This is a genomic window from Stenotrophomonas mori (genome assembly GCF_023556335.1).
Taxonomy (GTDB): Bacteria; Pseudomonadota; Gammaproteobacteria; order Xanthomonadales; family Xanthomonadaceae; genus Stenotrophomonas; species Stenotrophomonas mori.
In genome coordinates this window covers 1212570-1238137 of sequence record NZ_JAIKTS010000001.1, presented here as the reverse complement: position 1 = coordinate 1238137, position 25568 = coordinate 1212570, and the positions used below count along the sequence as shown (strand labels likewise).

Annotated in this window: 19 protein-coding genes, 3 tRNA genes and 1 pseudogene; 21 read left to right on the top strand and 2 right to left on the bottom strand. The window is 70.5% G+C overall.

Annotation, left to right across the window (positions count from 1 at the left end; all coding sequences use genetic code 11):
• Window positions 1-48: 48 nt before the first annotated feature.
• The 21 genes and pseudogenes from rimP to K5L01_RS05415 all read left to right on the top strand — a co-directional run bounded on the left by rimP (window position 49) and on the right by K5L01_RS05415 (window position 22679).
• Window positions 49-642: a ribosome maturation factor RimP gene (rimP, locus tag K5L01_RS05515; RefSeq protein WP_250062653.1), complete on the top strand. Its 594-nt coding sequence runs from the start codon at window positions 49-51 to the stop codon at window positions 640-642.
• Between the two features lie 4 nt (window positions 643-646).
• Window positions 647-2158, top strand: coding sequence for a transcription termination factor NusA (gene nusA / locus K5L01_RS05510; RefSeq protein WP_250062652.1), 1512 nt, complete (start codon window positions 647-649; stop codon window positions 2156-2158).
• Window positions 2159-2253: 95 nt separating this feature from the next.
• Window positions 2254-4860: a translation initiation factor IF-2 gene (gene infB / locus K5L01_RS05505; protein ID WP_250062651.1), complete on the top strand. Its 2607-nt coding sequence runs from the start codon at window positions 2254-2256 to the stop codon at window positions 4858-4860.
• A 76-nt stretch (window positions 4861-4936) separates the two neighbouring features.
• The gene (rbfA, locus tag K5L01_RS05500; protein WP_250062649.1) at window positions 4937-5314 is read left to right on the top strand and encodes a 30S ribosome-binding factor RbfA; all 378 of its coding nucleotides are present in this window, start codon (window positions 4937-4939) and stop codon (window positions 5312-5314) included.
• Window positions 5315-5417: 103 nt separating this feature from the next.
• Window positions 5418-6329 (top strand): tRNA pseudouridine(55) synthase TruB, encoded by a 912-nt coding sequence (gene truB, locus K5L01_RS05495; protein ID WP_250062647.1) that lies wholly within the window; start codon window positions 5418-5420, stop codon window positions 6327-6329.
• A gap of 181 nt (window positions 6330-6510) precedes the next feature.
• Complete coding sequence (gene rpsO / locus K5L01_RS05490) at window positions 6511-6771, top strand: 30S ribosomal protein S15 (protein WP_250062645.1); 261 nt, start codon at window positions 6511-6513, stop codon at window positions 6769-6771.
• A 147-nt stretch (window positions 6772-6918) separates the two neighbouring features.
• Entirely contained in the window at window positions 6919-9024 is a 2106-nt protein-coding gene (pnp, locus tag K5L01_RS05485; protein ID WP_250062642.1) for a polyribonucleotide nucleotidyltransferase, read from the top strand.
• A 697-nt stretch (window positions 9025-9721) separates the two neighbouring features.
• A pseudogene (locus K5L01_RS05480) lies at window positions 9722-12165 on the top strand (DNA internalization-related competence protein ComEC/Rec2).
• A complete protein-coding gene (locus K5L01_RS05475) occupies window positions 12083-12742 on the top strand; it encodes a MotA/TolQ/ExbB proton channel family protein (RefSeq protein ID WP_250062640.1) in 660 nt (219 codons plus the stop codon). The pseudogene K5L01_RS05480 and the gene K5L01_RS05475 overlap by 83 nt, the downstream one beginning before the upstream one ends.
• A gap of 6 nt (window positions 12743-12748) precedes the next feature.
• Window positions 12749-13171: an ExbD/TolR family protein gene (locus K5L01_RS05470; protein WP_250062638.1), complete on the top strand. Its 423-nt coding sequence runs from the start codon at window positions 12749-12751 to the stop codon at window positions 13169-13171.
• On the top strand, window positions 13168-14913 hold the full coding sequence (msbA, locus tag K5L01_RS05465) for a lipid A export permease/ATP-binding protein MsbA (RefSeq protein WP_250062636.1): 1746 nt from the start codon (window positions 13168-13170) through the stop codon (window positions 14911-14913). Before K5L01_RS05470 ends, msbA begins: the two co-directional genes overlap by 4 nt.
• Window positions 14913-15935 carry a tetraacyldisaccharide 4'-kinase gene (gene lpxK / locus K5L01_RS05460; protein ID WP_250062634.1) on the top strand — a complete coding sequence of 341 codons (1023 nt, stop codon included), beginning with the start codon at window positions 14913-14915 and terminating at the stop codon, window positions 15933-15935. Before msbA ends, lpxK begins: the two co-directional genes overlap by 1 nt.
• A gap of 225 nt (window positions 15936-16160) precedes the next feature.
• Window positions 16161-16934: a 3-deoxy-manno-octulosonate cytidylyltransferase gene (gene kdsB / locus K5L01_RS05455; RefSeq protein WP_250062632.1), complete on the top strand. Its 774-nt coding sequence runs from the start codon at window positions 16161-16163 to the stop codon at window positions 16932-16934.
• Complete coding sequence (locus K5L01_RS05450; protein WP_250062630.1) at window positions 16931-17419, top strand: low molecular weight protein-tyrosine-phosphatase; 489 nt, start codon at window positions 16931-16933, stop codon at window positions 17417-17419. The genes kdsB and K5L01_RS05450 overlap by 4 nt, the downstream gene beginning before the upstream one ends.
• Window positions 17416-18813 carry a hypothetical protein gene (locus tag K5L01_RS05445; protein ID WP_250062627.1) on the top strand — a complete coding sequence of 466 codons (1398 nt, stop codon included), beginning with the start codon at window positions 17416-17418 and terminating at the stop codon, window positions 18811-18813. Before K5L01_RS05450 ends, K5L01_RS05445 begins: the two co-directional genes overlap by 4 nt.
• Window positions 18810-20657: an excinuclease ABC subunit UvrC gene (gene uvrC / locus K5L01_RS05440; RefSeq protein ID WP_250062625.1), complete on the top strand. Its 1848-nt coding sequence runs from the start codon at window positions 18810-18812 to the stop codon at window positions 20655-20657. The genes K5L01_RS05445 and uvrC overlap by 4 nt, the downstream gene beginning before the upstream one ends.
• A 7-nt stretch (window positions 20658-20664) precedes the next feature.
• Window positions 20665-21279, top strand: coding sequence for a CDP-diacylglycerol--glycerol-3-phosphate 3-phosphatidyltransferase (gene pgsA / locus K5L01_RS05435; RefSeq protein WP_250062623.1), 615 nt, complete (start codon window positions 20665-20667; stop codon window positions 21277-21279).
• 50 nt (window positions 21280-21329) lie between these two features.
• Window positions 21330-21405, top strand: a tRNA-Gly gene (locus K5L01_RS05430).
• A 181-nt stretch (window positions 21406-21586) separates the two neighbouring features.
• Window positions 21587-21662, top strand: a tRNA-Gly gene (locus tag K5L01_RS05425).
• Window positions 21663-21738: 76 nt separating this feature from the next.
• Window positions 21739-21812 (top strand) — tRNA-Cys (locus K5L01_RS05420).
• A gap of 648 nt (window positions 21813-22460) precedes the next feature.
• Window positions 22461-22679, top strand: coding sequence for a hypothetical protein (locus tag K5L01_RS05415; RefSeq protein WP_250062621.1), 219 nt, complete (start codon window positions 22461-22463; stop codon window positions 22677-22679).
• Between the two features lie 348 nt (window positions 22680-23027).
• Here K5L01_RS05415 and K5L01_RS05410 read toward each other — a convergent pair whose 3' ends face one another.
• The gene (locus tag K5L01_RS05410) at window positions 23028-23492 is read right to left on the bottom strand and encodes a GNAT family N-acetyltransferase (RefSeq protein WP_250062619.1); all 465 of its coding nucleotides are present in this window, start codon (window positions 23490-23492) and stop codon (window positions 23028-23030) included.
• Window positions 23493-23630: 138 nt separating this feature from the next.
• Window positions 23631-25541 (bottom strand): 1-deoxy-D-xylulose-5-phosphate synthase, encoded by a 1911-nt coding sequence (gene dxs / locus K5L01_RS05405; RefSeq protein ID WP_250062617.1) that lies wholly within the window; start codon window positions 25539-25541, stop codon window positions 23631-23633.
• Between the last annotated feature and the right edge of the window lie 27 nt (window positions 25542-25568).

The following is a 25568-nucleotide window of genomic DNA, read 5'->3' as shown; positions in this document are numbered from 1 at the left end:
ATTCCGACGGGGTTCCCCCGTCCTCCATTTACCGAAACAAGGCAGGCTGTGAGCGGCAAGGCTACCGAAATCGCGAATCTGCTGGGCCCCACCGTGCAAGCGCTGGGCCTGGAGCTGCTGGGCGCGGAATACCTGCCGGCGCCAGGAGGCGCGACGCTGCGCCTGTACATCGACGTGCCGCTGGACGAACAGCCCGAGCGCGTGGTCAACATCGACGACTGCGAGCGGGTGAGCCGCGAAGTGTCGGCGCAGCTGGACGTCGAGGATCCGATCAGCGGCAACTACACGCTGGAAGTGTCCTCGCCGGGCGTGGACCGCCCGCTGTTCACGCTGGCGCAGTTCGAGCGCCACCTGGGCGAATCCGCCAAGGTCGGCCTGAAGCTGCCGCAGGAAAACCGTCGTCGCCTGCAGGGCGAGATCGCCGCGGTGGACGCCGGGGCGGGCACCGTGACCTTCACTGTCGATGGCAGGCCGTTCGTGGCCGCCTTCGACAACATCGACAAGGCGCGCATCATTCCGGACTGGGCCGCGCTCGGCCTGGCTCCGACCAAACCGACCGGTCCGGCCCCCAAGCAGGGGCGTGCGGGCGACAAGAACAAATCCAATAACGAAACCGCGGCCGGCAAGCCGCGCGCGGAGTAAGCCGATGAGCAAGGAACTTCTGCTGGTAGTCGACGCGGTCGCCAATGAGAAAGGCGTGCCGCGCGAAGTGATCTTCGACGCGATCGAGGCCGCGCTCGCCTCGGCGGCGAAAAAGCGCTATGCGGACCAGGACGTCCTGGCACGCGTGTCCATCGACCAGCGCGACGGCAGCTACGAAACGTTCCGCCGCTGGGAAGTGGTGGCCGACGACGTGGTGATGGAATCCCCGGACCGCCAGATCCGCCTGATGGACGCGGTCGACGAGGCCGACGGCGTCGAGGTCGGCGACTACATCGAAGAGCAGATCGAGAATCCCGACTTCGGCCGCATCGCCGCACAGGCGGCCAAGCAGGTGATCGTGCAGCGCGTACGCGAGGCCGAGCGCCAGCAGGTCGTGGACGCATGGAAGGACCGCGTCGGCGAACTGGTGACCGGCGTGGTCAAGCGCGCCGAGCGCGGCAACATCTATGTCGACCTGGGCGGCAACGCCGAGGCCTTCATTCCCAAGGACAAGGGCATCCCGCGCGACGTGCTGCGCGCCGGCGACCGCGTGCGCGGCTACCTGGCCGAGGTGCGTTCGGAGCCGCGTGGCCCGCAGCTGTTCATCAGCCGCGCCGCGCCGGAGTTCATGATCGAGCTGTTCAAGCTGGAAGTGCCGGAAGTCGGCCAGGGCCTGGTCGAGATCAAGGCCTGCGCCCGCGACCCGGGGGACCGCGCCAAGATCGCGGTGCTGGCCCACGACAGCCGCACCGATCCGATCGGCGCCTGCATCGGCATGCGCGGTTCGCGCGTGCAGGCGGTGAGCAACGAGCTCAACGGCGAGCGCGTGGACATCGTGCTGTGGAACGAGAACCCGGCCAACTTCGTCATCAACGCGATGGCGCCGGCCGAGGTCCAGTCGATCATCGTCGACGAGGACAAGCATTCGATGGACCTGGCCGTGGCCGAGGAACGGCTGGCGCAGGCCATCGGCAAGGGCGGCCAGAATGTGCGCCTGGCCAGCCGCCTGACCGGCTGGCAGCTCAACGTGATGACCCAGGACCAGGTCACCGCCAAGTCCGAGGCCGAACAGGCCGTCGCCCGCCAGCTGTTCATGGACAAGCTGGAAGTGGACGAGGAGATCGCCGGCATCCTGGTCAGCGAGGGCTTCAGCAGCGTCGAGGAGATCGCCTACGTGCCGATCGGCGAGCTGCTGGCGGTGGAGGGCTTCGACGAGGACATCGTCGAGGAACTGCGTGCCCGTGCCCGCGACGCCCTGCTCAACGAAGCGCTGGCGGTGGAAGAGGGCGCCGGCGACGGCGTGCCGGCCGAAGACCTGCTGGCGTTGCCGGGCATGGACGAGGCCACGGCCTATGCGCTGGCCGGCAACGGCGTGCGCACCAGTGAGGATCTGTCGGACCTGGCTGCCGACGAGATCCTGGAGTTCGGCATCGAAGGCATGGACCTGGAGCGCGCCGCGGCGCTGGTCCTGGCCGCCCGCGCCGAGGAGATCGCCCGTCTGGAGCGCGGCGAATGAGCCAGCGATGAACAGTGCCCTGAGCCGTTCAGGGCGTAGACTCCGCGCTGCCTTCGTCCGTGTCGAGGGGGCGCCAACAAGATCATAGGATCCGAATGTCGCAGCAAACCACCATCCGCAAGCTCGCCCAACTGGTCAACACGCCGGTGGAGAAACTGCTGGAGCAGCTGGCCCAGGCGGGCATGAAGTTCAGCGGTCCCGACCAGGTCGTGACCAGTGCCGAGAAAGTGAAGCTGCTCGGTTTCCTTCGCCGTTCCCACGGCAAGGAAGAGCCGGCCGCCGAACTGGCCGCTTCGGCGCCGAAGAAGATCACCCTCAGCCGCCGTACGCAGCAGGAGGTGACCGTCAACGCCGGCCGCAGCAGGACCACGGTCAATGTCGAGGTGCGCCAGAAGCGCACCTACGTCAAGCCGGCGGCCGGCGCGCCGATGGATGCGGATGCCGAGCGCGCCGATATCCTGCGCAAGCTCGAGGAGTCGCGCCAGCGCAACCTCGAGGAGCAGCGCATGCTGGCCGAGAAGGACCGTGCGCGCGACGAGGAGGCGGCACGCCAGAAGGAGGCCGAGGAGGCCGAGCGCCTGCGTGCGGAAGCCGAGCGCAAGGCGGCCGAAGAGGCCGCCAAGGCGCCGGCGCCGGTCGCGCCGGCCGCCAGCGAGGAGCCTGCCGCCAAGACCGTGCGCCATGCGCCGGCTCCGAGCCGTGCGGCACCCGAGCGCAGCGGCAACGCCAAGCCGGGAAGCCGGTCGCGCAGTGGCGATGACAACAGCGGCGGCCGCTTCGGTGGCCAGCTGCACCTGTCGGCGGCCGACCGCGCACGGCGCGGCGGGGCCGGGGCCAATGCACGCGGCCGTCCGGGCGCGAGGGGCGCGCAGTCGCGCCGTGGCGCCGAGCAGTCGCGGGGCGGTGGCGGCAGCCACGGTTTCGAGCGTCCGACCGCGCCGGTGGTGCGCGAGGTCGCCATCGGCGAGACCATCACCGTGGCCGACCTGGCGCAGAAGCTCGCGCTGAAGGGCGGCGAGGTGGTCAAGGCGCTGTTCAAGATGGGCGTGATGGCCACCATCACCCAGTCCATCGACCACGATACCGCGGCGCTGGTGACCGAGGAGCTCGGCCACAAGGTGGTGCGGGCCGGCAACGACGATGCCGAGGACGCGCTGCTGGCCATCGCCGATGCCAGCCAGGGCGACATGGTGGCGCGTCCGCCGGTGGTCACCATCATGGGCCACGTCGACCACGGCAAGACCTCGCTGCTGGACTACATCCGCCGTACCCGGATCGCCAACGGCGAAGCCGGCGGCATCACCCAGCACATCGGTGCCTACCACGTGGAGACGCCGAAGGGCGTCGTCAGCTTCCTGGATACCCCGGGCCACGCCGCGTTCACCTCGATGCGTGCCCGTGGCGCGCAGCTGACCGACGTGGTGGTGGTGGTGGTGGCGGCCGACGACGGCGTCATGCCGCAGACCAAGGAAGCCATCCAGCACGCGCGCAGCGCCAATGCGCCGATCGTGGTGGCGATCAACAAGATCGACAAGTCCACCGCCGATCCGATGCGGGTCAAGAACGAGCTGCTCGCCGAGCAGGTCGTGGCCGAAGAGTTCGGCGGCGACACGCAGATGGTGGAGATCTCGGCCAAGACCGGCCAGGGCATCGACGAGCTGCTGGACGCGATTTCGCTGCAGGCCGAGGTGCTGGAGCTCAAGGCGGTGGCCGAAGGCCGCGCCAGCGGCGTGGTGATCGAGTCCTCGCTGGACAAGGGCCGCGGCCCGGTGGCGACGGTGCTGGTGCAGCAGGGGCAGCTCAAGAAGGGCGACTACCTGGTGTGCGGCATCCAGTACGGCCGCGTGCGTGCGCTGTTCGACGAGACCGGCGGGCAGGTCGCCGAGGCCGGCCCGTCGATCCCGGTGCAGGTGCTGGGCCTGTCGGGCGTGCCCGATGCCGGCGACGACTTCGTGGTCGTCGACGACGAGCGCCTGGCCAAGGAAGTGGCGCAGCAGCGCGAGACCAAGCGTCGCGAGTCGCGCCTGGTCGCCACGGCGGGCAGCCGCATGGAAGACATCATGGCGACCCTGGGCAAGGGCGAAGGCCAGCAGGTGCTGAACCTGCTGATCAAGGCCGACGTCCAGGGCTCGGTGCAGGCGCTGAGCCAGTCGCTGGTGGGCCTGTCCAACGACGAGATCCGGATCAACGTGATCCATTCGGGCGTCGGCGGCATCACCGAATCCGACGCGAACTCTGCAATGGCGTCCAAGGCGACGGTCATCGGCTTCAACGTGCGTGCGGATGCTTCGGCCCGCCGCATCATCGAATCCAATGGCGTCGACCTGCGTTACTTCTCGATCATCTATGACGTGATCGACCAGGTGAAGCAGGTGGCGTCGGGCCTGCTGGGCGTGGAGATCCGCGAGGAGATCATCGGCATCGCCGAGGTCCGCGACGTGTTCCGCAGCTCGAAGCTGGGCGCCATCGCCGGCTGCATGGTCATCGAGGGCGTGGTCAAGCGGAACAAGCCGATCCGCGTGCTGCGCGACAGCGTGGTGGTGTTCGAGGGCGAACTGGAATCGCTGCGCCGCTTCAAGGAGAACGTGGACGAGGTCCGCAACGGTACCGAGTGCGGTATCGGCGTGAAGGCCTACAACGACGTCAAGGCCGGCGACCAGATCGAATGCTTCGAGCGCATCGAAGTGCCGCGCACCCTGTAACACCGTACTGCCGGCCGGCCCGCACCACGCGGGCCGGCCGCGTTTTCCACCGCAGCAACCAGACGAGCGAGACCCCGTGCCCAAGACCTTCCACCGTACCGACCGTGTTTCCGCGCAGATCCGCCGCGATCTGGGCACCCTGGTGCATGCTGCCGTGCGCGAGCACGGGCTGCCCTCGGTCAGCGTTTCGGACGTGGAGGTCACCCGCGACATGGCCCATGCCAAGGTGTTCGTCACCGCCCTGATGCCCGAGCGCTCCGACGAGGCGGTCAAGGGCCTGCGGGCGCTGGCCAGCGAGCTGCGCACCGGCCTGGCGCGGGCGATGAAGCTGCGGCATGTGCCGGAGCTGCATTTCCACTACGACGATTCGGTGGACCGCGGCGAGCGTATCGACAACCTGCTGCGCGACCTGCCCGATACGCAGGCGGGGCAGCCCGACGCCGACGACGAGTAAGGCCCGAGGCAGCCCGAGAGGGCTGTTCTGGTATTCGAGCGGTCTTCCCGCGATTCCCCGGCCGCGGCGGTGCTCCGCCGTGGCCGGCCCGACAAGGGCTCCCATGCGTCCCCGTATCCAATTCCGCCGCCTGGACGGCATCGTCCTGCTCGACAAGCCGGCCGGCATGAGTTCCAACACCGCGCTGCAGGTGGCGCGGCGCCTGTTCAGGGCGGAGAAGGGGGGCCATACCGGCAGCCTGGATCCACTGGCCACCGGCCTGCTGCCGCTGTGCTTCGGCGAGGCCACCAAGATCGCCGGGCTGCTGCTGGGCTCGGCCAAGGCCTATGACGCCGACATTGCGCTGGGAGCGACCACCGACACCGACGATGCCGACGGTGCGGTGCTGCTGCAGCGCCCGGTGCCGGCCATCGATGCGCAGGCGCTGCAGCAGGCGCTGGCGCCGCTGACCGGCCACATCCGCCAGCGTGCCCCGATCTACTCGGCGCTGAAGCAGGGCGGCGAGCCGCTGTACGTGAAGGCGCGCCGCGGCGAGGCCATCGAGGCGCCGGAGCGGGACGTGCACGTGCAATCCATCGAGGTGCTGGCGCAGGAGCCGGAACGGCTGCGGCTGCGCGTGACCTGCGGCTCGGGCACCTATATCCGCAGCATCGCCCGCGACCTGGGCGAGCGCCTGGGCTGCGGTGCGCACATCACCGCGCTGCGCCGGCTGTGGGTGGAGCCGTTCCTGGCGCCGCGCATGATCGGCCTGGACGAACTGCGCGCCGTGGCCGAGGGGGGGGATGATGCGGCCCTGCTGGAATGGCTGCTGCCGCTGGAGGCGGGGCTGAGCCATTTCGGCCGGGTCGTGCTGGACCCGGGTCGCGCGCAGCGCTTCTGCATGGGCCAGCGGCTGCGCGAGCCTTCCTGGCCGCAGGGCCTGGTGGCGGTGTTCGCCGACGGTGGCCGGGTGCTGGGGCTGGGGCAGGTGGACGCCGCCGGAATACTGGCGCCGCAGCGTCGCTTCAACCTCTGAACCGCCCCGGTCGCCGGCCGGAAGCCGGGGCGTGCCTTGTCGCGGCAGGCGCGGATCGTTACAATTCTGCGGCCCTTTGCCGGGCACCGGTCCGCCGTCGGCGGGCCGCCTTCCTTAAACGGCGAGCTGCGCGGTGCGTCATCAGCACGTTCCTGCCGGCCACGCATCCAGAGAAAACATCATGTCGATCGACACCCAGAAAGTCATTGAAGACAACAAGCGCGGCGCCAACGACACCGGTTCGCCGGAAGTCCAGGTCGCCCTGCTGACCGCCCGCATCGAGCAGCTGGCCGAGCACTTCAAGCTCCACAAGAAGGACCACCACAGCCGTCGCGGCCTGCTGCAGCTGGTGAATCGCCGCCGCAGCCTGCTCGACTACCTGAAAAGGAAGGACGTGGAGCGGTACAAGAGCCTGATCGAAAAGCTTGGCCTGCGTCGCTAAGCAGCCATTCCCCCCGCGGCGCAGCGATGCGCCGCGGTTTTGTTTTCAACGTTCAAACGCATTCCCAGGGCCGGAACAGCCGGCCGCCCGTCGCCGACAAGGGTCGCCGACGGTCCATTCGCAGACAGCTCCCCAAGGACACCCTCCGTGGCAAAAATCACCAAAACCTTCCAGTACGGCAAGCACACCGTCACGCTTGAGACCGGCGAGATCGCGCGCCAGGCCAGCGGTGCCGTCATCGTCAAGATGGACGACACCGTGCTGCTGGTCAGCGCCGTCGCCGCCAAGAGCGCGCGCGAAGGCCAGGACTTCTTCCCGCTGACCGTCGATTACCAGGAGAAGTTCTACGCGGGTGGCCGCATTCCGGGGGGCTTCTTCAAGCGCGAAGGCCGCGCCACGGAGAAGGAGACGCTGATCTCGCGCCTGATCGACCGTCCGATCCGTCCGCTGTTCCCGGAGGACTACCGGAACGAAGTGCAGATCATCGCCACGGTGATGTCGCTGAACCCGGAAGTGGACGGCGACATTCCGGCCCTGATCGGCGCCTCGGCGGCGCTGGCGCTGGCCGGCACGCCGTTCAAGGGCCCGATCGGCGCCGCCAAGGTCGGCTACAAGGATGGCCAGTACCTGCTCAACCCGACCGTGTCCGAGCTGAAGGAGTCGCAGCTTGAGCTGGTGGTCGCGGGTACCGCGAACGCCGTGCTGATGGTCGAATCCGAAGCGGCGCTGCTGTCCGAAGAGGTCATGCTCGGCGCCGTCACCTTCGGTCATGGCGAGATGCAGAAGGTCATCACCGTCATCAACGAACTGGTCGCCGAGGCCGGTACCCGGTCGAGCGACTGGGTCGCACCGGCCAAGAACGACGCGCTGATCGCCGCGCTGAAGGACGCCGTCGGCGGCAAGCTCGCCGATGCCTTCCAGGTGCGCGACAAGCTGCAGCGCCGCGATGCCATCGCCGCGATCAAGAAGGACGTGACCGAGGCCCTTGCCGGCCGCGTCGCCGACGAGGGCTGGAGCCTGGCCGAGCTGGCCAAGGAATTCGGCGAGCTGGAATACCGCACCCTGCGCGACTCGGTGCTGGACACCAAGGTCCGCATCGACGGCCGCGCCCTGGACACCGTGCGCCCGATCACCGTGAACGCCGGTGTGCTGCCGCGTACCCACGGCTCGGCGCTGTTCACCCGCGGTGAGACCCAGGCCATCGTGGTCACCACCCTGGGCACCGCCCGCGACGGCCAGATCATCGATGCCGTTGCCGGCGAGTACAAGGAAAACTTCCTGTTCCACTACAACTTCCCGCCGTACTCGGTGGGCGAGTGTGGCCGCATGATGGGGCCGAAGCGCCGCGAGATCGGCCACGGCCGCCTGGCCAAGCGCGGCGTGCTGGCGGTGATGCCGACCATCGAGGAGTTCCCGTACACCATCCGCGTGGTGTCGGAAATCACCGAATCCAACGGCTCCTCGTCGATGGCCTCGGTGTGCGGTTCCTCGCTGGCGCTGATGGATGCCGGCGTGCCGCTGAAGGCGCCGGTGGCGGGCATTGCCATGGGCCTGGTGAAGGAAGACGACCGTTTCGTCGTGCTGAGCGACATCCTGGGTGACGAAGACCACCTGGGCGACATGGACTTCAAGGTCGCCGGTACCTCCGAAGGCGTGTCCGCGCTGCAGATGGACATCAAGATCGAAGGCATCACCGAAGAGATCATGAAGCAGGCGCTGGAGCAGGCCAAGGCCGGCCGTCTGCACATCCTCGGCGAGATGGCCAAGGCACTGACCGCCCCGCGCGAAGAGCTGAGCGACTACGCGCCGCGCCTGCTGACCATCAAGATCCACCCGGACAAGATCCGCGAGGTGATCGGCAAGGGCGGTTCGGTGATCCAGGCGATCACCAAGGAAACCGGCACCCAGATCGACATCCAGGACGACGGCACCATCACCATCGCTTCGGTGAACAACGCCGCCGCCCAGGAAGCCAAGCGCCGCATCGAGCAGATCACCTCGGACGTCGAGCCGGGCCGCATCTACGAAGGCAAGGTCGCCAAGATCATGGACTTCGGTGCGTTCGTCACCATCCTGCCGGGCAAGGACGGCCTGGTGCACGTCTCGCAGATTTCCAGCGAGCGTGTCGAGAAGGTCAGCGACAAGCTGAAGGAAGGCGACGTGGTCAAGGTCAAGGTGCTGGAAGTGGACAAGCAGGGCCGCATCCGCCTGTCGATGAAGGCTGTCGAGGAAGGTGAGGGCGTGGTGGAGTAATCCGCGGCGCAGCGCTGGACGCGAAAGGGAGCGGGCTTCGGCCCGCTCCCTTTTTTCATGCCTGCGGTATCAGGACGCATCCGTCGGGCACGCCGCGGGTGGCAGCGATCCGGGCTGCCCGTCCGTTCCTGGTGGTCGTGGTCCGGACCGGCCAGGCCATCGATCAACACCTCCAGGGCCCGCCGCGCCTGGGCACGGGCCGGCGCTGCAGCATGCGCCGGCGGCAACCGCCGGCGACAGCAGATGGCTTCCCTGGAGCCGCGCCATGCCGTGCACCCTGGCCCGGCAGGCCATGTGCCAGGTCGTGGGCATCGCCGGCACGGACGCCTCCCTGCCGCTGCCCCTGCTGCCGCATGCTGGCCAGCAGGCCGTTGAACAGTTGCCCGGCCACGGCCTGCAGGCGGGGGCGCGGCGTTGCGGGCGGCCGCGGCATCGGCCTCGGTGGGTAAGCGTGGCCGGGGCCATGCCCGGCGGACGCCGCCGGAGGGCGGGTCCAGCCAGATGAAAGCAGGGCTGGACCGGGGCTGCCTGTTTTCCTCCTTGCCTTGCAGGGCTGCCGGTTTCCCATGCCGGCCTGCGGTATTGCCCGATGGGCCGGCCAGTACGCGCCAGCGCATGCTGGCCAGGAGCTTCAACTGGGCAGGCAAGGGTGCGGAGAATCCGGTGCATCGGCTGGCGCTGGCGGCGGTCTGCGGCCCTGCCCGCATTCGGCAAGGCGGCCGCGGCGGCCTTCACCGCCGGCGCCTGTGCCGCCCTGTGGGGACCAGCGCTGCCGCCGGTCGCGCTGCGCTGGGGGCTGCTGCTGGTCGGTGCCGCGGTGTGGTGCTGCCGTGGGCGTGGCCGCTGGTGTGGTGCATTGCTGGCCGGTGCCGGCTGGGCTGCACTGCATGCGGGCCTGGCGTTGGATGCGCAGTTGCCGCCCCGGGCCGAGGGCCGCGAAGCGGTCGTCACCGGCACGGTGGTCTCCTTGCCGGAGGTCGAGACGCGCCGCACCCGTTTCCGTTTCCGGGTCGACGCCGGTGCGGCACAACCGGCGCACCTGCGTGGACGCGTGCTGCAGCTGGCGTGGTACGACGACTTCGGGGCCCGGGTGCCCGGGCCGAGGATGGCGGTGGACGCCGGTGCGCGCTGGCGCCTGGGCGTCCGCCTGCGCGCGCCCCGGGGGCTGGCCAACCCCGGCGGCTTCGATGTGGAGCGGCACGCGTTGGCGCAGCGGATCGGCGCCAGCGGCGTGGTGAGGCCGGAAACATCGGTGCAGGTGGGCGCGCCGGCGGGCCTGCAGGCATGGCGGGCGGCCGCGGCCGCCCGCATCGATGGCGCGGTACGGAGCCCTTCGGCGCGCTATGTACAGGCCCTGGCGGTGGGCGACGCGCGTGCGCTGGAAGAGGCCGACTGGCAACGGCTGCGGGCGACCGGGTTGACCCACCTGATCGCCATCTCCGGTTTCCATGTCGGCATGGTCGGGAGCTTCTTCGCGTTGCTGGCCGCCGGGCTGTGGCGCCTCCTGCCGTCGCTGGGACGCTGCCTGCCGAGGTCGCACGCCGCCGCCATCGCCGCTCTGGCCGGTGCCGCCGGCTATGCGGCGGTGGCCGGGTTCGCCCTGCCGACCGTGCGCACCGTGCTGATGGTCGGCGTGGTGGTCCTGGCGCGGCTGGGACGCCGGCCGCCACAGGTGGCCGGCGCGCTGGCGCTGGCGGCCCTGGTGGTGCTGGCATGGGATCCGCTCTCGCTGCTGATGGCCGGCTTCTGGCTGAGCTTTGCCGGAGTTGCCTGGCTGGTGTGGTGCCTGCCGGAGCGCCAGCATTGGTTGCGCGGGTTCCTGCGGGCGCAACTGGTGGCGTCGGTCGGCCTGCTGCCGCTGACCGCGGCCCTGTTCGGGCAGGCATCGCTGGCCGGGCCGCTGGCCAACCTGCTGGCGATTCCCTGGTGGAGCCTGGTGGTGGTGCCGCTGGCCTTGCTGGGCACGGGCCTGGACGCGCTGTGGCCGGGGGCGGGCACCGGTCCCTGGCGGTTGGCGGCGGCCTGCTTCGAGCTGAGCTGGGTGCCGCTGGGCTGGCTGGCGCGCAGCCGCTTCGCACTGTGGTGGTTGCCGGAACCGGCCGAACCGGCGGTGCCGCTGGCGGTCGCGGCGGCGATCTGGCTGTTGCTGCCGCGCGGGGTGCCGGGCAAGGCCCTGGCGATGCTGTTGTGGGTGCCGCTGGTGTGGCCGGCGCGGGACCTGCCGCGGCACGGGGAAGTGGAGCTGGTGCTCCTCGACGTGGGGCAGGGGCTGTCGGTGCTGGTGCGTACCGCGCACCACCGGTTGCTGTACGACGCCGGGCCGGCGGTGCGTGACGGCTTCGACGCGGGCGAGCGGGTGGTGGTGCCGGCCCTGCGTGCGCTGGGTGTGGCGCGCCTGGACCGGGTGGTCCTCAGCCATGGCGACAGCGATCATGCCGGCGGCGCGGAGGCGGTGGCGCGGGCGCTGCCGGTGGCGCAGTGGTGGGCGCCACCGCGGATGCCGGGACGCGACGCCGAGGCCTGCAGCGCCGGGCAGCGCTGGCACTGGGACGGGGTGGCGTTCGAGTTCCTGCATCCGCCGCCGGGATTTCCCTACCTGGGCAATGCGTCGAGCTGCGTGTTGAGGGTGCACTCGCGGCATGGCGCGATTCTGCTGACCGGCGACATCGGCGAGGCGGTCGAGTACGCGCTGTTCAAGCGCCAGCGCGATCGCCTGCGCGCCGAGGTGGTGGTGGCGGCCCACCACGGCAGCGGGAGCTCGTCGTGGCCGCCCTGGGTGGCCGCGACACGGGCGCGGCTGCTGCTGGTGCCGGCCGGGCACGGCAATCGCTTCGGCCATCCGCATCCGCGGGTGGTCCAGCGGTGGCGCACGGCCGGTGCCGAGGTGCTGGGCACCGCCGACAGCGGCGCGCTGCGGGTCTGGCTGGGCGAGGCGGGCCTGCAGCTGCGCGAGCGCAGGCGCTCGCGGCCGCGCCCGTGGGACGCTGCGGAGAGGGCACGGGCGGCTGCTATCCTATCGGCGATCGAACAGTCGGCCGATGCGCCGGAGGGTTGAAACGTGTGGGAACTGGTCAAGGCCGGCGGTTGGCCGATGGTGCCGCTGCTGCTGCTGGGCGTGCTGGCTTTGGCGATAGTCCTTGAACGCTTCTGGAGCCTGCGGCGCAACGAGGTGCTGCCGCCCGGGCTCGGGCAGGAGGTCCGCAACTGGGCCGCACGCGGCAAGCTCGATGCCACGCATATCGCGTCGCTGCGGGCCAATTCGCCGCTGGGCGCCCTGCTGGCCGCGGCGCTGGAGGCGCGCAACCGCCCGCGCGACCAGGTCCGCGAACGGATCGAGGACACCGGCCGGCACCTGGTGCACCGGATGGGGCGCCACCTCAACGCGCTGGGCACCATCGCCTCGGCGGGGCCGCTGCTCGGCCTGCTGGGCACCGTGATCGGCATGATCCAGATGTTCCTGGGCATCCTCGACCATGGCCTCGGCGATGTCAGCCAGCTGGCCGGCGGCATCGGCAAGGCGCTGGTGTGCACCGCCACCGGCATGATCGTGGCGATTCCGGCGCTGATGTTCCACCGCCACTTCCGCGGCCGCATTGACGGCTACGTGATCGAGATGGAACACGAGGCGGCCGCGCTGCTGGACACGCTCGACGGCCGGCCGGCGGTGATGGCCAATCCCGCGCCGCCACCGCGGCAGGCAACGACGGCCAAGGCCTGATCCCGCATGCGCATCCGCAACGACCGTGCCCAGGACGAACCGACCATCGATCTGGTGCCGCTGATCGATGTGATCCTGGTGCTGATCATCTTCTTCGTGGTCACCACCACCTTCGACGCGCGCTCGACCCTGCAGGTGCAGCTGCCGACCGCCAGCGAACAGCATGAGGCCGAGCCGCCGCGGTCGCTCAGCGTGCTGGTCAACGCCGACGGCCGCTACTTCATCAACGACCAGGAAGTGCTGCGTACCGATGCCGAATCGGTGAAGCGCACGATCCTCCAGGTCGCCGGCGACGACCGCGGCCAGACGGTGCTGCTGCGCGCCGACGCGCGCACGCCCTACCAGGCGGTGGTCACGGTGCAGGACGTGCTCGGGCAGCTGGGGTTCCGGCGCATCGCCATCGCCACGGCACCGGAGCCGCAGCCGTGAGCGCCGCGCTGTCGCCATGGCTGACCTACCGCCGGCTGCTCGGTTTCGCGCATCCGTACCGGATACTGCTGCTGGCCGCGGTGCTGGGCATGGTGATCGAGGCGGTGGCCGGCGGCGGCTTCCTGTGGCTGATGAAGCCGATCACCGACAACCTGGTGAATCCGGAGGACATCGACCCCTGGATGCCGCTGGCCATCGTCGGCCTGTTCATGGTGCGCGGCGTCGCCGGCTACCTGACCGACATCGGCATGGGGCGCGCGGCGCGCAGCATCGCCCGCGACCTGCGCGTGCACGTGCTGGCCAAGTACCTGCGGCTGCCGGGCCTGCAGTTCGATGCCGAACCGGTGCCGTCGATGCTGGTGCGGCTGGGGTCGGACAGCGACCAGGTCGCCCAGGCGGCTGTCGATGCGATGAAGGTCACGCTGCAGCAGTCGCTGCAGGTGCTGGCTTCGCTGGTGATGATGCTCTGGTACAGCTGGCAGGTGACGCTGGCGATCTTCGTGCTGGCGCCGCCGCTGGCCTGGGTGATGGACAAGGTCGCCAAGCGCTACCGCCGTATCAGCCACCGCATCCAGGAAAGCGGTGCCGAGCTGCTGCAGGCCGCCGACCAGACCCTGTCCAGCCAGCAGGAGGTCAAGATCTACGGTGCGCAGCGCAGCGAGTTGGAGCGCTACAGCGCGCTGGCCAACACCAACCTGAAGCTGGCGATGAAGGTCGAGACCACGCGCAGCCTGTCCTCGGCGATGGTGCAGCTGATCGGCGCGGTGGGGCTGGCGGCGCTGCTGCTGATCGCCGGCCACGAGGCGGCGGCGGGGCGGCTGACGGTGGGCGACTTCGTGGCGATGATGCTGGCGATGATGGCGATCATCCCGGCGCTGAAGCAGCTCACCAACGTGCAGAACATGACCCAGCGCGGCATCGCCTCGGCGCAGCGCCTGTTCACGGTGCTCGATGCCGAGGACGAGCCGGATGCCGGCACCCTCGAGCTGCAGCGCGCCGAAGGCCGGCTGGAGTTCCGCGATGTCACCGCGCGTTACCCGGGACAGCCGCGGCCGGCGATGGAAGGCATCAGCTTCGTCGCGCGTCCGGGCACGGTGACGGCGATCGTCGGGCGCTCGGGCAGCGGCAAGTCCACGCTGATCAAGCTGATCCCGCGCTTCTACGAGCCCGAGTCCGGGCAGATCCTGCTCGACGGGCACCCGGTGCAGGACTACCGGCTGGCCGACCTGCGCCGGCAGATCGCCCTGGTCGGGCAGCAGGTGGTGCTGTTCGACGGCAGCATCGCCCAGAACATCGCCTACGGTGAACTGCAGGACAGCGACAGCCAGCGGCTGCAGCAGGCCATCGCCGGCGCCAACGCGCACGAGTTCGTCGAGCAGCTGCCCCAGGGCATCGCGGCTCCGGTCGGGGCGAAGGGCGGCCGTCTGTCCGGTGGCCAGCGGCAGCGCCTGGCGATCGCGCGGGCGATGCTCAAGGATGCGCCGATCCTGATCCTGGACGAGGCCACCGCGGCGCTGGACAACGAGTCCGAACGCCTGGTCCAGGACGCGCTGCAGCGGCTGATGCCGGACCGCACCACCCTGGTCATCGCCCACCGCCTGTCCACGATCGAGCATGCCGACCAGGTGCTGGTGATGGACCAGGGGCGGATCGTCGAGCGCGGCACCCACCGCGAACTGCTGGCGCTGGGTGGCCTGTACGAACACCTGTACCGCATGCAGTTCCGGGAAGGGCAGGGCTGATGCCGGGCAAGGGCGCGAAGACGCCGGCATGGTGGTACGACGGTGCGCCGGTGCCGCTGGGCGCGCGCCTGCTGGCGCCGCTGTACGCGGCCGTGGCGCGCCTGCGCCGTGGCCTGTACCGGCGCGGCTGGCTGCGTCGCCGGCAGGTGCCGGTGCCGGTGATCGTGGTCGGCAACATCACTGCCGGCGGCACCGGCAAGACCCCCCTGACCATCGAGCTGGTGCAGCGGCTGCGCGCGGCCGGCTGGAAGCCGGGCGTGGCCAGCCGCGGTTACGGCCGCGACGATGCCGGCACCGCGCGCTGGGTCACCGCCGACCTGGCGCCCGGGCTGGGCGGCGACGAGCCGTTGCTGATCGCCTGGAAGACCGGCGTGCCGGTGCGGGTCGACCGGGACCGGGTGGCGGCCGCGCGGGCACTGCTGCAGGCCGGCTGCGACGTGGTGGTCTGCGACGACGGCCTGCAGCACTATCGGCTGGCGCGCGATATCGAGATCGAGGTGGTGGACGCGCAGCGCCGGTACGGCAATGGCCGGCCGATCCCTGCCGGCCCCCTGCGCGAGCCGGTGGCGCGCGCCCGCGACTGCGACTTCCGGGTGGTCAACCTCGGGCAGGCCGGCGATGCCGGCGAGGCCTCGGTGGCGGCCGGGTTCGGGGAGTGGACGATGCGCCTGTGCATCGACAGCGCGCGCCCGTTGCGCGGGCGGCGGGAACGGCCGCTGCAGGCGTTCGCCGGGCAGCGCGTGCATGCGGTGGCCGGCATCGCGCATCCGCAGCGTTTCTTCCAGATGCTGCGCGACCATGGCATCGGCGTGGTGCCGCATGCGTTCGCCGACCATCACCGCTTCCAGGCATCGGACCTGGCGTTCGGCAGCGAACTGCCGGTGCTGATGACCGAGAAGGACGCGGTCAAGTGCAAGGCATTCGCCACCGACTGGCATTACGCCGTGCCCCTGCAGGCCGAGTTGCCGGCGGCGTTCTGGGTGGCGCTGCTCGACCGCCTTGGCAAGCTGGCGCGGGCGTGAGTCCGCCCGGCGCGGGAGCGCCGGCCGGGCCGGAACACGGGGGCGGGGGTGTTGCCGATCGCGGCGCGCAAAGCGGGCCGGGGTGGCCGCAGGCCGGTGCCGGCGGACTGTTGACGCACACGCCGCCGCTTATCCTTTCCATGGCGTGCGCTCCCGTCCGGCCCGTGGGGCCGGGCCTGGTGGGCGTGCGCCGCAAGTGCTGCCCGGAACGGGCAAGGAGTGCAGATGAACGCGGTTCCTGAATTCGTGGTGGCGATCCCGGCGCGGTATGCGTCGACCCGGCTGCCCGGCAAGCCGCTGGCGCCGCTGGCCGGACAGCCGATGATCGTGCACGTGGCGCGGCGCGCCCTGGCCGCCGGCGCACGTGAAGTATGGGTGGCGACTGACGACGTGCGGATCGCCGATGCGCTCGACGGCCTGGACGGCATACGCGTGGCGATGACCCGCGGCGACCATGCATCCGGGACCGACCGCCTTGCCGAATGCGCGCGCCTGGCAGGGTGGGACGACGAGGCGATCGTGGTGAACCTGCAGGGCGACGAGCCGTTCGCGCCGTCCGCCGGCATCCGCGCCGTCGCCGCCGCGCTGGCGGCCGGCGACGCGCCGATGGCGACACTGGCCACGCCGGTGGAGGATGCGGCCGCGCTGTTCGATCCCAACGTGGTCAAGCTGGTGCGTACCGCGCAGGGCGATGCGCTGTACTTCAGCCGTGCGCCGATCCCGTGGCACCGCGACGGCTTCGCGCATTCGACCTCGTCGCTGCCCGCCGGACAATGGCTGCGGCACATCGGCATCTACGGGTACCGGGCCGGCTTCCTGCAGCAGGTCGCGGCGATGGCGCCGGGGACGCTGGAGCAGGCCGAGTCGCTGGAACAGCTGCGGGTGCTGGAGGCCGGGTTCCGCATCACCGTGGCGCTGTCGCCGGCGGCGTTCCCGCCGGGCATCGACACGCCCGAGGACCTGGCCCGCGCGGCCGCGCTGCTGGAGGCCGGGCAATGAAGCTGCTGGTGGTGTGCCTGGGCAACATCTGCCGCTCGCCGATGGGCGAGGGGGCGCTGCGCAGCCGGATCGCGCGCTCGCCGCTGGCGGGCAGGGTGACCGTGGACTCGGCCGGCACCGCCGGCTGGCATGAGGGCAAGGCTCCCGATCCGCGTGCGGTCGCCTGTGCGCGCCGCCACGGCGTGGATATTTCCGCCCTGCGCGCGCGGCCGCTGCAGGCGGCCGACTTCCGCGCGTTCGACCATGTCCTGTGCGCGGACCGCAGCAACCTGGAGGCGGCCCGGGACGTGGCGCCGCCCTCGCTGCGTGGGCGCGCGGTGCTGTGGCTGCCCTGGGCCGGCATCGCCGGGACGGACGACGTGCCCGATCCCTACTATGGCGACGAGGCCGGGTTCGAGCACAGCTGGGGCCTGCTGGAGGCAGCCGCCGCGGCAACGGTGGCGCGCCTGTCGGCACAGGCCGAGTCCGGCATAATCGGCCCATGACTGTCGCACGCACGATCGATCTTCCCGCTTCCGGCGTATGGCTGAATGCCGCGCCTTCTTCGCTGCAGGCGCATGCCGGGTGCCCGGTGGTGCTGGCCTTCGTCAACGCCGCGTCGGTCTGGTGCATGCAGCGCCTGGCCGAGGTGGCGCAGTGGCAGGCCCGCAACCCGGGCCGCCTGCAGCTGCTGGTGGTGCAGGTGCCGCGCTTCGATTTCGAACGCGAGCCGGAGGCGGCGCTGAAGCTGGTCCGCCGCCACGGCATCGCCGCGCCGGTGCTGCTGGACGCGCAGTGGGACGCCTGGCGCCGCTTCCAGGTCACGGCCTGGCCGACCCTGCTGCTGATCGACGCCGAGGGCGGCGAGCGCGAGCGGCTGGTGGGCGGCGCGGGCAACCTGGAGGCCAGCCTGGCCGCCCTGTGCGAGGGGGCGGGCCCGCGGGCGGCGCAGGAGATCCACCCGGAGCCGCGTTCGCCGCTGCGCTTCCCGGCCGGCCTGGTCGCCAATGCCGAACGCCTGTACGTCGCCGATACCGGCCATCACCGGATCCTGGAATGCAGCCACGACGGCCGCGTGCTGCGCCAGTTCGGCATCGGCAGCGCGGACCTGGCCAACGGTACCGCCAGCGATGCCGCATTCAACCGCCCGCATGGGCTGGCACTGGAGCGCGAAGCGCTCTACGTCGCCGATACCGGCAACCACGCCGTCCGCCGGATCCACCTGCCGAGCGGGCAGGTGGATACCCTGTGCGGGACCGGGCGCGCGGGCACGCCGAGTGCCGGCGTGCTCGCCAATCCCTGGGACAGTGCGCTGGACCATCCGCTGGACGTGGCCGTGGCCGACAACCAGCTGCACATCGCGATGGGCGGCGACAACCATGTCTGGAGCTACGACCTGGGCATCCGCTCGCTGCGCTGGCGGGCCGGGGCCGGCCCGGTGGAAGTGCGTGACGGCGGAGGCCACCTGGCCGCGTTCGCGCAGCCCTGCGGGGTGGTGGCGGTGCAGCAGGTGCTCTATGTCTGCGATGCGCTGGGGTCGGCGGTGCGCTCGCTGCAGCTGCGCGGCGACGTGGTGCAGACCCTGGTCGGGCAGGGCCCCTGGGTCTTCGGCAACACCGACGGCCCGCGCGCGCAGGCACTGCTGCAGTACCCGCAGGCCATCGCCATGGGCGGGCAGTCGCCGCTGCTGTGGATCGCCGACACCGGCAACGGCTGCCTGCGCACCCTGCGGCTGGGCGGCGGCGACCTGTCCACCGTCGACCTGCCGCGCCGCCTGCAGGGGCCGGCGGCGCTGGCGCTGGCGGCCGATGCGGTATGGATCGCGGAGACCGACGCGCATGCGGTCCTGCGCTTCGACCCGGCCAGCGGCGCACTGGACCGCGTGCCGATCGAGGAATGAACGGCGCGGCGGCAAGCGGATTCGACGGCAAGGCGTATGCGGCGGCGTTGAGCACCGCGCCGGGTGTCTACCGCATGTACGCGGCCGACGACACGCTGCTGTATGTCGGCAAGGCGCGCGCGCTGCGCAACCGCGTCGGCAGCTATTTCAGCGGCAGCCCGAAAAATGCCCGGATCATGTCGATGGTCTCGCAGATCGCGCGCATGGACGTGACCGTGACCCGCTCGGAGGCCGAGGCGCTGCTGCTGGAGAACCAGCTGATCAAGTCGCTGGCGCCGCGCTACAACGTCTCCCTGCGCGACGACAAGACCTACCCGCACGTGCTGCTGACGCGCGAGGACTGGCCGCGCATCGCGCTGCACCGCGGCCCGCGCGCGATACCCGGACGCTACTTCGGCCCATATCCGGGGGTCACCGCGGTGCGCGAGACCCTGAACCTGATGCACAAGCTGTTCAAGCTGCGCAGCTGCGAGGACAGCGTGTTCCGCAACCGTTCGCGGCCATGCCTGCAGTACCAGATCGGCCGCTGCAGCGCGCCGTGCGTAGAGTTGGTGCCGGCCCCGGACTACGCCGAATCGGTGCGTCGCGCGGTGTTGTTCCTGGAGGGCAGGAGCGACGAGTTGACCCGCGACCTGGGCGAGCAGATGCAGGCCGCCAGCGAGGCCCTGGAGTTCGAGCAGGCCGCGCGCCTGCGCGACCTGATCTCCTCGCTGCGCAGCATGCAGACCCGCCAGTACGTCGATGGCCGCGCCGCCGACCTCGATGTGCTGGCCGTGGCCATGCAGGGCTCGCAGGCCTGCGTGCTGCTGCTGGCCTTCCGCGACGGCCGCAACCTCGGCACCCGCCCGTTCTTCCCGCGCACCAATGGCGAGGAGAGTCCGGAGGAGGTGCTGGCGGCGTTCGTTTCCCAGTACTACGTCGAGTTCGAGCCGCCGCGCGAGATCCTGCTCGACCGCAGGATTCCCGACGCCGACCTCCTCGCCGCCGCACTGTCGGCCGCGGCCGAGCGCAAGGTGCAGCTGAAGTGGAGCGTGCGCGGCGAACGTGCCGGCTACGTGGAGCTGGCCGGGCGCAACGCGCAGCTGACCCTGGCCAGCGAGCTCAACAGCCGCGACGCGCAGCACGCGCGCAGCGACGCCCTGCGCGAGATGCTCGGCCTGGCCGAGCCGGTCAGGCGGGTGGAGTGCTTCGACATCAGCCATACCCTGGGCGAAGCCACCGTGGCCTCGTGCGTGGTGTTCGACGCCGCCGGTCCGGTGCGCGGCCAGTACCGCCGCTTCAACATCAGCGGCATCGAGCCCGGCGACGACTACGCGGCCATGCGCCAGGCCATCGACCGCCGCTTCCGCCGCGCGGTGGAAGCCGAAGGCGTGCTGCCGGACGTGCTGCTGATCGATGGCGGGGCGGGGCAGCTGGCGCAGGCGCAGGCCGCGCTGGCCGACCTGGGGGTGGAGGGCGTGCTGCTGGTGGGGGTGGCCAAGGGCGTGGAACGCCGCGCCGGGCATGAGGCGCTGGTGATGCCCGATGGCCGCGAGATCCGCCCGGGCGCGGCCTCGCCGGCGCTGCAGTTCATCCAGCAGGTGCGCGACGAGGCGCACCGCTTCGCGATCACCGGCCACCGCGGGCGCCGCCAGAAGGCGCGGATGACCAGCCGGCTGGAAGACATTCCCGGCATCGGTCCGCGCCGCCGGGCCAGCCTGCTCAAGCATTTCGGCGGCCTGGCCGGGCTGAAGGCCGCCGGCGAGAGCGAGATCGCACGGGTGGAAGGCATCAATGCCGCCCTCGCAACGCGCATCTACGCTAACCTTCATGGACTGCCGATCCCGGATCCGGCAGCGGAGTAGCACCGTAATGACCTTGACCGCCCCCACCTGGCTGACGCTGCTGCGGATCATGATGATCCCGGTGCTGGTGCTGGTGTTCTATCTGCCGTACACGTGGGCCAACTTCGCGGCGGCCGCGATCTTCGGCCTGGCCGCGATCACCGACTGGCTGGATGGCTGGGTCGCGCGCCGCTACCAGATGCACTCGGCATTCGGTGCCTTCCTCGACCCGGTCGCGGACAAGCTGATGGTGGCGGTCGCCTTGTTCCTGATCGTCCAGGGCCACCCCACCGCGTGGATGGCGTTCTGGGCGGCGGTGATCGTCGGGCGCGAGATCGCGGTGTCCGCGCTCCGTGAATGGATGGCCGAGATCGGCCAGCGCGCCAAGGTGGGGGTGGCGATGATCGGCAAGATCAAGACCACCGCGCAGATGGTGGCGCTGCTGTGCCTGCTGTACTCGGTGTCGCCGAACACGCCGGTGGCCGATATCTGGATGGGCAAGCCGATCTTCCATATCGGCGACTGGATGCTGGCGATCGCTGCGCTGCTCACGCTGGTGTCCGCCGCGCAGTACCTGCGGGCCGCCTGGCCGAGCCTACGCGAGGACGAGATGGCCGCGCGTTCGCACTCCGGAAAGCGCTGAACGCGCGCTGTTGACAGGCAGGCGATTGCCTGTAGAATTTCGCCTCCCAAGCGGGAATAGCTCAGTTGGTAGAGCGCAACCTTGCCAAGGTTGAGGTCGCGAGTTCGAGTCTCGTTTCCCGCTCCAGATCGCCGCGGTACCGGGTGGTCGGGGCATCGGCGCAGGCTGCTGCGTCCGGACCCCTTCCCGGTGGCCGGTCCGTCGGAGGAGGGGCTTCAAGGGCCGGAGAGGCAGGCCCGATGAAGGGATTGGCAGTACCAAGGGCTGGCGCAATGTCTACGGAACCTGTAGAATGCACGGCTCCCAAGCGGGAATAGCTCAGTTGGTAGAGCGCAACCTTGCCAAGGTTGAGGTCGCGAGTTCGAGTCTCGTTTCCCGCTCCAAGAAAAGGCCCCACCCGTGGGGTTTTTTCATATACGGAAGAAGCGCGTTATCCTTCATCGCGCCCGTGCGAATTCCGGCCTGGTAGCAGAGTGGTTATGCAGCGGATTGCAAATCCGCGTATGCCGGTTCGATTCCGGCCCAGGCCTCCAGTCAAAGCCCTGATCGCTCAGGGCTTTTTTCTTTTCCGCGGCCGTCCCCGAACACGTTCGCGATGCCGCTCGCCGCGCCTGCCGGGAACCCCGGCCTCATCCGGCCGTGGGATGCAGGCGGTGACCCTCCGCCGCCATCGGGTTTGGCGGTCTGGAGCAGCGCCATCCGCGCGGCTGCCTCCATCGGCCAGGTGTGTCCTGGAGCATGTCCGATGGCCATGCGCATTGTTCATCCGCGATCCGTGCAGTCGTACCTCCAGGGGGCGACCCCGAGCCGCTGGCCCGCAGGGCGTCAGGAACCGCCGCCGTCGGGCTCATGGAGGAACGCCTGTTCGATGCCGCGTCGGCCCCCTCTGCTCCGGGCGGCCGTCCGCTCCTCCATGCGCGGGGCCTGGGCGGGACGGTGCCGGGAGGCGGCCGGACGCCGCGGGTCATCGGAGATCGGGGAGGGCCGTGCCGCAGCAGTTTCGCCGTCCGGCGGCCGGCCTTCCATCGCCCGGCTCCAGGGGGTGACCGGACCGGGGGCGGGGAGCAGGGGCGTGCGGCGTGCTTGTTGGCCATGTGACCGGGCCGTATGCTGCCGGTCGTCACTGGGCGCGGACCGCACCCTTGGCGCGATGGATTCCACCCTTCAGCAAAAGGAGCGTTATGAACCACCATGACGTACAACGGAAAAACCTTGCTGAGACCCATGGCAAGGAGGCTGTCGAGGCGATCGAGAAGAACCTGCTTGAAGAGCTGGTGGCCCTTGGTTTCCTGACTCCCTGCAACAACAGCAGTGGCACCGGCTGCGACAGTTCGCGGTGCGGTCCCGGCCAGACCTGCAGGCCCTACCAGAACAACAACTGCTTCTGTACCAACGCTTGACCGGGAGCGGGTGCGTACCGGTCAGATCCGCCCGCGGTGTGGGCATGGGAGATACCGGTTCCCGCCGGGAGCCTCCAGGGATCGGCCGGGTGCGGGTGCGGCGCGTGTCCGCTGCCGTGGCGCCGGTCACGGTGCTCCGATGAGGAGCCGGCGCCCGGCGCGGTGCTGCAGAGGTCCGTGATCCGGTGAACCGGTGTCTGCCAGGAAGCCCCGGGGCATCCCCCCCGGGGCTTCGCTTTTGCGGGGGCGATGGGGGCGGGGGATCGCTATCGGGTCGCCCGCGTCCCGCTTGCCGTGGACGGGGCTTGGCGGGCCGACGGGCAGGCCATCGGGCCGTGGACGTGGCTCTCAGGCGGTGCGTCCCGCGTCGAACGTCAGGATCTCGTCGCCGGCGTCGTCGTGGGTGCCGGTCGGGGTCCAGCCCAGGTGCCGGTAGAAGCCGTACGAGCGTACGCCGGGGTCGCTGGAGCAGGACAGGAACAGGCGGGCATGCCCCTGTTGCCGGAGATGGTCGACGGTGCGTTCGAGCAGGGCCCTGCCGGTGCCTTGCCCCTCGTGGTCGGGCAGCAGGGCCAGGACCAGGATCTCTCCGGTATCCCGGTCGCCGAAGCAATAGCCGACGATCCTTTCGCCCTGGCAGGCCACGTAGCCCGGCGTGGCGCCCAGGCGGGTGCCCTCGCTCCAGGTGTCGACGGTGATGCCCAGTGCGCCCAGTTCCGCTTCGGAAAAGGCGTTCTCGCGGGTCTGTCCCCGCAGGGCGATGCAGGCGGCCGCATCATCGGGATGGGCACGGCGGAATGTCAGGGCGGCCATGGGGGCTCTCACGGAAGGGTGGGGACGATAGGCGCCAGCGGGCGGCGCATCGGGTCGTCCACCGCAGGGGGAAGGCGCCTGGGCAGCGGCGGCGGGCGATGCCGCCGGTTGCATTCCCCGCCGCGCAGGTGCCGCCGCTCAGCCCGCGGCACTCATCGGTGGGCGGCGGCTGCCGGTGCCGGGCCAGCGCGCCAGGATGGCGGTGCGGATGCCGGCGGCGTCGATGCCGGCCTCGGCCAGCAGGTCTTCGCGGCTGGCATGGTGCTGGAAACGGTCGGGCAGGCCCAGGTGGAGCACGGGGACGACCACGGCCTCGGCCGCGAGCAGTTCGGAGATGCCGGCGCCGGCGCCGCCGGCGACCACGTTGTCCTCGACCGTCACCAGACCCTCGTGGCTGCGTGCGACGTCAAGCAGCAGGTCCCGGTCCAGCGGCTTGACGAAGCGCATGTTGACCACCGTCAGGCCGAGGTCGCGGCCGACCTGCTCGGCGGCGGGCACGACCGCGCCGAAGGCCAGGATCGCCAGGCGGCGGCCCTCCACGCGGCGCTGCGCCTTGCCCAGCGGCAGGGGCGCAAGGTCGCTGCCGGCGGCGACGCCGGGCCCGGTGCCGCGCGGGTAGCGCACCGCCGCGGGGCCCCGGTGCTGCAGGCCGGTGCTGAGCATCTGCCGGCACTCCGCCTCGTCGGCGGGCGCCATCACCACCATGTTCGGCACGCAGCGCAGGAAGCTCAGGTCGAGGTTGCCGGCATGGGTGGCGCCGTCCGGCCCGACCACGCCGGCGCGGTCGATGGCGAACAGCACGTCCAGCTCCTGGAGGGCGACGTCGTGCACCAGCTGGTCGTAGGCGCGTTGCAGGAAGGTGGAGTAGATCGCCACCACCGGCTTGGCGCCCTGGGTGGCCATGCCCGCGGCCAGGGTCACGGCATGCTGTTCGGCGATCGCCACGTCGAAGTAGCGTTCGGGGTATTCCTTGCTGAAGCGGACCAGGCCGGAGCCTTCGCGCATCGCCGGGGTGATGGCCAGCAGTTGCGGTTCGGCGGCGGCGGCGTCGCACAGCCAGTCGCTGAAGATGTCGGTATAGGTCGGCTTCTTCGGTGCATTGCGGACCGGCAGGCCCTTGCTGGGGTCGAAGGGGCCGACGGCGTGGTAGCCGATCTGGTCGCCCTCGGCCGGCTCGTACCCCTTGCCCTTGGTGGTCATGACATGCAGCAGCTGCGGGCCCTTGACGCCTTTCAGGCGCTTGAGCGTGGACAGCAGCAGCGGCAGGTCGTGGCCATCGATCGGGCCGGTGTAGTGGAAGCCCATCTGCTCGAACGCGGTGGACGGCACGAACATGCCCTTCCACTGCTCTTCCCAGCGCTTGACGAAGCGCGCCGGCGGACTGTGGCGCTTGTCGCCGAGGATCTTCTTGCCCCCGTCGCGCAGTGCGTTGAGGGTGCGGCTGGCGGTGGCGCGGCCGAGCATCTTGGTGAGGCCGCCCACGGCCTCGGAGATCGACATGTTGTTGTCGTTGAGGATGACCAGCACGTTCGGCTCCTCGTCCATGCCGCCGGCGTGGGCCAGCGCCTCGAACGCCATGCCGGCGGTCATCGCACCGTCGCCGATGACCGCGACCGTCTTGCGCTCGTCGCCCTGGCGCTGGCGGGCGATGGCCATGCCCAGCGCCGCGGAGATCGAGGTCGAGGAGTGGCCGACACCAAAGGTGTCGTATTCGCTTTCCTCCCGCTTGGGGAACGGCGCCACGCCGTCCTTCTGCTTGACGGTGTGGATGCTGTCGCGGCGGCCGGTCAGGATCTTGTGCGGATAAGTCTGGTGGCCCACGTCCCAGACCAGCTGGTCGACGGGGGTGTCGTACAGGTAGTGCAGCGCGACGGTGAGTTCGATCACCCCCAGCCCCGCGGCGAAATGGCCGCCGCTGCGGCCCACCGACTCGATCAGGTAGTCGCGCAGCTCGCCGGCCACCGCGGGCAGCTCGGATTCATCGAGCGCGCGCAGCTCGTGCGGTGCCTGGATACGCGACAGGCGCGGGTAGCGGACGGTGTCGATCATGGTCTTCGCAGTTCAGCCGAAACGGTA